Source organism: Frankia gtarii (assembly GCF_025403375.1).
Lineage (GTDB): Bacteria > Actinomycetota > Actinomycetes > Frankiales > Frankiaceae > Frankia > Frankia gtarii.
In genome coordinates, this window is the sequence record NZ_JAMPTM010000328.1 from 1 (window position 1) to 6,981 (window position 6,981).

General features: G+C 72.6%; 5 protein-coding genes. All 5 read right to left on the bottom strand.

Annotation, left to right across the window (positions count from 1 at the left end; all coding sequences use genetic code 11):
- The coding region (locus NBZ83_RS28510; protein WP_261576169.1) for a hypothetical protein at window positions 1-808 on the bottom strand (808 nt) is incomplete at its 3' end.
- Between the two features lie 164 nt (window positions 809-972).
- Entirely contained in the window at window positions 973-2,487 is a 1,515-nt protein-coding gene (locus tag NBZ83_RS28515) for a hypothetical protein (protein ID WP_261576170.1), read from the bottom strand.
- Window positions 2,484-3,728, bottom strand: a complete 1,245-nt coding sequence (locus tag NBZ83_RS28520) for a hypothetical protein (protein WP_261576171.1) — start codon at window positions 3,726-3,728, stop codon at window positions 2,484-2,486. Before NBZ83_RS28520 ends, NBZ83_RS28515 begins: the two co-directional genes overlap by 4 nt.
- Window positions 3,725-5,839 carry a type IV secretory system conjugative DNA transfer family protein gene (locus NBZ83_RS28525; RefSeq protein WP_261576172.1) on the bottom strand — a complete coding sequence of 705 codons (2,115 nt, stop codon included), beginning with the start codon at window positions 5,837-5,839 and terminating at the stop codon, window positions 3,725-3,727. The genes NBZ83_RS28520 and NBZ83_RS28525 overlap by 4 nt, the downstream gene beginning before the upstream one ends.
- Window positions 5,836-6,732: a hypothetical protein gene (locus NBZ83_RS28530; protein ID WP_261576173.1), complete on the bottom strand. Its 897-nt coding sequence runs from the start codon at window positions 6,730-6,732 to the stop codon at window positions 5,836-5,838. Before NBZ83_RS28530 ends, NBZ83_RS28525 begins: the two co-directional genes overlap by 4 nt.
- Between the last annotated feature and the right edge of the window lie 249 nt (window positions 6,733-6,981).

A 6,981-nucleotide genomic window follows, 5' to 3' on the forward strand; every position in this document is an offset into this window, starting at 1 on the left:
GCGGTGGCCCAGTCGGGGGCGGGCCAGGCGGCGGGGTAGCAGCGTGGATATTCGGAAGATCGGGCAGGTGGAGAGCGGCGAGGGCCGCGAGGGTGACCGGTGGTTCGGTGCCGTCGATCCCGCGGACCAGCGGTCGCAGCGCGCGGACGAGATCGTCGGAGCGCAGCGTGAGTGCTGCGGCGAGGTCGTCGGCGTCGACGTGCAGCCAGCCGAAGCGGGGATCGCTGACCGTGGCGGTGTCGCCGTGCCAGGCCACCGACACCGAGGCGGGGGGTTGCGCGGGTTCCCGCCAGGCCTGGTCCCGGAACGGATGCGCATCTGGGCCGCCGGCCGGGCGACGGACGGTCGGGCCGGCAGCTTCGGGGGCCCAGACCTGGGCGGCGAGGGAGTACTGCGCGGCGGCGTAGGCGGCGGGCAGAGTGGGATGCGGGCCGTGCAGGACCAGCGCGCCGCGTTCGACGGCATGCAGGTAGCCCCACCACTCGATGACGTGGACCGTGGGCTGTGGCTGTGGCTGTGGCGGGCTTGGGCGGGCGGTCGACGGCGGGACGCCTGCGAGCTGAGGTCGGGTGACAGCGCGGAACCCGATGACGTCGCCGAGGTCGACGATCTGCGGTAGCTGCAGGCCGCGGCCGTGCGGGCCGCGTTCCCATTGGACGAACGACCAGCCGTTGGGCGCGATCGGCTCAGGCCAGAACGTGGCCACATAGACCGCGGATCCCGGCGGCGGAGTGAACGGAAGGTCCAGCAGCAGCCCACTGGGGTGCAGCCGAGCGACCTTGAGCCGCGGCCCGGCAAGGTCGACCATCCGGGGCCCGGCCGCAGTGGGGGCACCGTAAGCGGGCGGCGACGGACCGGCCGAGGCGTCAGGTGGTCCCTCGTCGGAGGGTGCAGTCCCGGGACCGGCGCCGCGGTCAGGGCCGGGCGGTGACGGTGACGGCGGGTCCGGGGAAGGCCCCGGCGGGGGCACGGTCACAGGTCCATGCCCATCGGTCCGAACCCCGGCTCCTCGGGAGGTTCCGGAAGACGGGGGAACGGGATCTCGGGCGGGCCGGTGGCATCCGCGGCGGGTGGCAGGCCGAGGAAGTCCACGGCCTGCGGGATCTCGGAGAAGGCCGAGTGGGCGGGCCAGAGGGGGGCGTCGGGATCCAGGACCCGGTCCGGTGACAGCAGTGCCTCCCGGACGAGCGCACCCGCTACCGGCGGGTCGGCGTCGGGCATCACGGCGATCTCCCGGACCGCGATCAGGATTTCGCCGGGGATCAACGGCACACGGTCGGCGTCACGTGCCTGGAGCAGCCGGTCGATGGTCGGCCAGGCGGTACCGGTCAGCGGGATCACATCGCCGGCGTCCAGCCGGTAGCAGGCACGCGGATCGTCGTCCGGCTGGATGTCGTAGGCGAGCCGGCCCCCGTCGTCGACCGCGCGCAGGACCTTTCCACGCTCGAAGCGGGGGTCGTCGACGGTGGCGATGGTCGCGCCGAAGGTGAGGACCACCGGACCGTCCGGTCCGTCGACCGCGGTGTCCTTCGCCGCCAGCGTGTCGCGGACCCGCGCGGCGTCGGCGTACAGCACGTAGTCGGGGCGCCGGTAGCCGGGATGGCCGGGTAGGTCGGCGACGTCCGGGCGCCACAGGTAGCCGGCCGTCCGACCGCCCCGCACGGCCGGCCCGCGGACCGTTCCGATCGCGGTCATCCCGCCCGGGATGTCGACCTGAACCCGGGCGCCCCCCGAATACGGCGGGGTCAGCCGCAGAGCGCGCAGCGCGAGACGTTCCCGGTTGACGTCCAGGAAGCTCTGCTGCGCCACGGACACCTCGCCGTGGTCCCACGGCCCGTCGATGACCCGGTCGATGACCGCGCGGACCGCGTCGTCCGACCTGGGATCCCACTCCCCCGGGATCATGGCGTCGCGTCCGGCGAAGAGGACGTCCCCGCCCACGCAGACCCGGTAGGTCAGGGTGTGTCCGCTGCCGTGGCCACGGGCGGCGCTGACGATGTCGACCCGGTAGGAATCGTGCTGCCAGGTCCGAAGCGGCGGGTCGACGTGCAGCAGGCGACCGTAGGTGGCCGGCTCGTGGCCGGCCAGGTCGACGCGGCTGGCCCGCCACGGCCGTTCGTTCCGATCCAGGCCGATGTCGAGGAGCAACTGTGCCTGCGCGACCTGCCAGCCCCCGAACGGCCCGGGGAGCACCAGATCGTTGCGCGGCGGTGACGAGGCGAGCGTCGCACCGACGGCCTGCGGGAGCGGGAAGCCCAGGGTCTGCTCGAGGCCGGCAAGACTCGGTCGGGCGGCGGTGACGATGAGAGGGGGCGGGCCGTCCTCAGCGGGCCAGCGCACCAGCTGGGCCGTGACGGTGCGGGCGCCGCCGGCTCCCCTGGTCGCCAGAAGCCGCCACCAGCCGGCCGGCACGGTGATCAGCGCCGGCGCCGGATCGGCGAAGTACGGGTAGGAGCCGCGCGGGTCCCCGGGAATGGGGGCCGTCATCCACCGACTCCCATCGGACCGGCATCGAGGCCCGGCTGGATCGACGGCGCCTGGGACGGCACATCCGGCAATGCCCGTGCCGGTGCGGGAGCCGGCACAGGCACGGGCACGGGCAGGTCGACGTCGACGTCGGGATCAGGCAGAAGACTGGCTCGCACCGCTGCGGCGGGACTGACAATGCCGCCGCGCAGGACCCCGCGCGGTCCGAACAGGCTGCCGGGCAGCGACGCCCGGTCGGGATTCCACTGGTAGGACCGCACATCCCGATCCGCGCCCCGGATAGCCGCAGCGACCGTGCCAGCGAGAGTCCGTCCGTCGGGCAGACGCACCTCGACGCGTTCGTCGCCGCGAAACGGCCCGGGATTCTCCGCGACCAGGCTCAGCAACTCGTCACGGCGCTGAAGAAGGACCTGCTGTGCGACGGCCGGCGGCGCATCGGCGTGGAGACTGGTCAGCATCGTGATCAGGCCCCGGATCGTGTCGCTGCTGCGCACCACGAGGTCCGCGGGAACCTCGATGTCATTCCCGGCCACCAGCACCCGGTTGTTCAGCGACAGCCGGTAGGTGAGGTCGCGGCGGCCCTCGTGAACGTCCTGGCCGAACGCGAGGACGTCCAGCCGGTAGACGTCGGAAGAATCCTCGAGACCCGTCTGCTCCCAGCGCAGCAGCAGCCGCGACCGCGCCAACGATTCGGCATAGGTGACCGGGCCACCGGGACCGGGTATTCGCACCAGATCCGATCCGCGGGGAACCCGGCCCTCGTCCAACTCTGGCCAGTCGGTTCCGCGCGCCGCGACGAGGACGCCTGCCACCGCCGCGCCCAGCGGCACGACGACGGCCGCCAGACGCAGGGCCTCATGGATGTCGTCGCCGAGCGCCATCCCGACCTGGGGCTCCAGCTCCCAGCTGGACGCGGCGGTCACCGTGTAGGCCGGGACGGTGAACAGCGCCTGCGCGTCCGGCCCTGCCGGGCGGTGGACGGCGACGCACAGCCGGGTCCATGGGTCGGCCCCGATCAGCCACGCCCCCGACGGCGTCTCAAGCACAGCGACCTGCTGGTCGACGCCGCCGCTGCCGTCAGCGGTGCGCGACACCCCGGACGCGCCGATCCGGATCCGGGGCGCAGCGGAGACCTTCTCGGGGCGGGTGAGATCGGCGCGGCGGACGACGGGAGTCCGACGCCGGGACCCGGATGCGGTTCGCGGGGTGGTGGTGTGGGGCGGATCCTCGGTGGCGATCATTCGCCGGCTCCATCGGGATCACGCCGCCAGCCCCGGAGCCAGCGGACCGCCGGGCCGAACCGGTGGCGCGCGTGCGGGCGTGCGGCTCGGACCGCGGGCGGGGCGGGCCTCGGTTCGCCAGCGGCCAGAGCGCGCAGTGCCCGGTCCCGGAACCAGTAGCGGCCGTACAGATGCACTGGGGGAAGCGTGTTGTGCAGCAGCAGCGCCTGGCCCGGAGCCACCTGGCGCAGCAGATGCGCCGGCAGCAGCTCCAACCTGGTCGGGGCGTCGCTGACCCCTTGGCGTCCACCACCTGGCGCGGCATCGCTGGACACGCTGCGCGCGGCAATGTGCTCCTGCCCGAGCAGCGACGCCGCATAGTCCAGGGTCGACTTGTCCGACAGCCCGGAGAAGAAGATCTTCGTGAGTGCGTTGGACACGATCACGTCGGCCTTGTTGCCGTAGGCCGCGTCGATTTGCGCCTTGCTCTGGTAGACGAGCATCAGCTGAATGCCCATGCCCGCACACGTCGAGATCCGGCCGGGCAGGTTCTTCATCGGCCAGTTCCCGGCCTCGTCGATGACCACGAGCAGCGGCGGATCCAGCGGCTTACCCGTCGCACCGACCCGGGCGTACACCGAGCGGATCAGATCGTCGACCAGCCCCCCGAGCACCGGCGCCAGACGCTCCGCGCCGTCGAGGTCCGCGCACAGGTACACCGTGTTCGAGCGCCGCCGCCGCGCCCCGTCACCGAGCGGCGCGGCGTCACCGACGTCCTCGGCGAACGGATCGTCGTCGAAGGCCGCCTCGTCGTCGACAGGGTGATCTTCGTCGTCGATCGACTCGTCGTCTGTGGCGGGATTGTCGTCGGCGAACGGATCGTCGTCGGAGTCGGTGAAGGGGTCGAAGGGGAGGTCTGGATCTTCGTCGAGGAGCCAGTCGAGGTCGATGTCGGAGCCGTCGGCGGAGTGCCACACCGACGGTTCCTGCCACGGCCGGATCATCTGGCGGGCGACGAGGAACACCGACGAGATCTGCTTGGGGTCGGTCTTCCACACCGCGGTCAGGCCGGCCAGCACCTGCTCGCCATTCGCTCGGATCACCGGATCGTCGTGCCGGGCGAACGCCTGAGCGAAACGCATCACCCCGTCGCGGTCCATGCTCGTCGTCCACCCGACCACCGCGTGCATGCCGAGTCCGGCGGTGGCCGCGACCCAGAACAGCAGGCCGAGGAGGTCCTCGCCGGCGGCGGTCCAGAAACCCATGTCCGACCCGGACGAGGTCCAGTCCGTGCTGTTCGCGATCGACCGGGCCGCCAGCCGCGCCCCCGCCAGATCGGTGGACTCCGCCAACGGCGACCACGTCGCCGACACCTCGCCCGTGATGCCCGTCGGGTCGAAGACCCGCACCTCCCCGAGCGCCCGCCGCCGGCGCATCGTCGCGCCCAGCAGATCGGTCTTCACCGACAGGGCGATCAGCGGACCGTCCCATTCCAGGATCGCCGGCACCGCCAACGCCGCGGTCTTCCCACAGCGGGTGGGGCCGATGACCAGCACCGCACCCCGATCTCCGCGCCGGCGGGCGACATAGCGGCGCAGCAGCCGCGGCACCGCGTCGTCCACCGGCAGGGAGGCGTCCTCGGTGGCGAGCAGCCGGGTGACGGGTCCGCGGCGGGCCCGGCCGAGGATCACCCGACCGCCCACCGGCCGGCGCACCCACATCGGGGCGATCTCCCACAGCCGCGCGAACCGCGCCTCGGGATCCAGCCCCATCCGACGCCGGCGGGCAACCCCGACCTCACCCTGCAACAGCCAGAACAGCACCGCGCCCAGCAGAAGCGCTACGGTGATCGGCATCGCGGTGGCGACCCAGTACGCCGTCGGTCCCGGTAGCAGAAACGCCTGGTCCTCGGGCCAGGCCAGAGCCGGATCCCCCGGATGCAGGGCGAGAAGCGGCACCGCCACCAGCGCCGAGCCCAGCCCGACCGACATCGGCTCATGCGCACCGAACAGCAACGCCGCGATCTGCGCGCCCACCCACACCCCGCCTGCCAGCGGCATCATCGCGGCGAGGAGCAGCAACACCTTGGGATTCACCAGAAGCCCGCCAGCCGGCTCATTTGGATTGATCATGCCGACCTGCGCACAGACACGACTGCGGCAGGCTCCGCGGGCCTGGCGGTGCCCTCCGTAGGGGCCTGGCGGGGCATGGGGAGGACCGCGGCCTGCACCGCACGGACGGCCGCGTCCCGGCGCAGCCGCACCCCGCGATCGCTGATCCCCACCCGCGCGGCGACCTGCGCCTGACTACGCCCGACGATCGCCAGCTCAGCCAGCAGCCGCAGCTGCGCCGGCCGGACCCCGCCGTCACGGCCGTCGGCCAGCACCCCGAGCAGCTCCGTGCACGACCCGCCCCGCGGCCATCCGCCAGCCGGCCGTCCGTCCAACCCCACCGGCACGTCCGGCAGGAGATCCAGGTAGACGGTGGACCGCTCCGTCAACGGCCGATACCCGAACACCCGATAGACGGCGTCCCGCACCACGTTCACAGCGATCTTCCGGGGACGCCGGTCCAACGGAAACGTGCCGATCACCAGCCAGGCCTCACCGACCAGCTCGGTCAGCACCTCACCGAACGCCGAACCCTGCACCGTCGCCCCGGGCACCGTGGCGCCGCCCGCGCGCCGGGCCCGCTCGGCGGCGCGCATCGTCAACGCGGGCATCACCCGCTCCAGCACGACCCGCGCCGCCGCCCGGTCCCCCGCCCGGGCGTAGGCGATCAGCGCCGCCAGACGCCCATCGGCGACCGGTACCGCGATCGCCCGGTCCCGCCCGCACGCGGCGAGCAGTTCGGCAACCGACGCGCAGTACGTGGCGAGCACGGGATCGGCCGCCCAGCGGCGCAGGCCGGCCGCCGCCTCAGTTCCCGCGGACCAGCGCTCCCAGTCCCGTTGCCAGCGTTGAAGAGTCGCCGTGCGCGGTGAGAACCGCCGGCGATCGACGTCCGTATCTGTGTGGCTCGACATGACACTCGACGGTCCGAACCAGCAGCATCCGCACTGCCATCGTCGCCGTCATCGCCCAGGTCATCGCGGACTCCACCCGCATTCGAAACGTCGTCGCTGCCGTCATCGCGGCGCCGGACGGACCCACCCGATTCACCGCCCCCTGAGCTTGTTGTTTAACCTTTCGGTCCTCGAGGCTCCGTGACTGTTGGGTCATCCTTGATCTTCCCGACGTGTTGGATGATCGCTTGTCGTCGGTTGGTGCTGCCG